The organism is Aerococcus sp. L_32, assembly GCF_050689315.1.
Genome location: NZ_JBOEQF010000958.1, coordinates 1 through 711 on the forward strand (window position 1 = coordinate 1; position 711 = coordinate 711).

1 protein-coding gene and 1 pseudogene are annotated in these 711 nt (G+C 37.0%); one reads left to right on the forward strand and one right to left on the reverse strand.

Features of this window, described 5'->3' with window-relative positions; genetic code table 11:
- Positions 1 to 427: hypothetical protein (locus ACRCJ0_RS17605; RefSeq protein ID WP_431391444.1), on the forward strand; the 427-nt coding region annotated here is incomplete at its 5' end.
- 61 nt (positions 428 to 488) lie between these two features.
- On the opposite strand, the pseudogene ACRCJ0_RS17610 reads toward ACRCJ0_RS17605, so the two are convergent.
- A pseudogene (locus ACRCJ0_RS17610) lies at positions 489 to 711 on the reverse strand (exonuclease domain-containing protein); the annotation flags it as partial.

Genomic DNA, 711 nt, shown 5'->3' on the forward strand with positions numbered 1-711 from the left:
AAAACGAAATATGGAACGGACGGAAGAAGGCTTATTACCTGGTCACATTATTTTATTATGGCGTCTTGATTTGGGGACTTTTTCAACTGAATCAGCTATCCCTCGCTATTTTGAGTATATTTACGGCATTCATGCCTTAGATGCCTTGGACAATCTTATTGAAGAAGGTCTAGCATACCAAATGTCAGCCAAGGAAACTTTGTACTTAGTGAATGCCGGGACTTTGAAAAAAATCCTTAAAAATGCTGGCTTATCGGGCTATTCTTCTATGAAGAAAGATGAATTGGTGAAATATGTGCAAGATCAAATCAATGAGGAAGATTTAGCACCGCAAATGCCTATGTTTGCTTATCAAACAACTGAACGCGGTCATGAACTGGTTGAAAAATACGATGATATTATTCAACGGCATGGTCCTAAAGGCTAAACTTTTGAATCAAGAGCTGTGATGATGTCACAGCTCTTTTTGCATCCTCGTTGCGTTAAGCCTACTCCATTTCCAGGAGTTGTTTGAAGATTTTTTCCGAAATAATTTTAATTTTTTCGCCGCGATTAGCGTATTCTTCAGCTTTTTTAAATTTACTTGTTTTCTTCTGCTTATTTAAATCAGATTGTGAGACAATAAGGTATTCTGTCTTAAGGGTGACTGATTTACCTAAAATAGCCCCCTTATTCAAACTAGATTGCATGGCTTCTTCACGAGACATATTA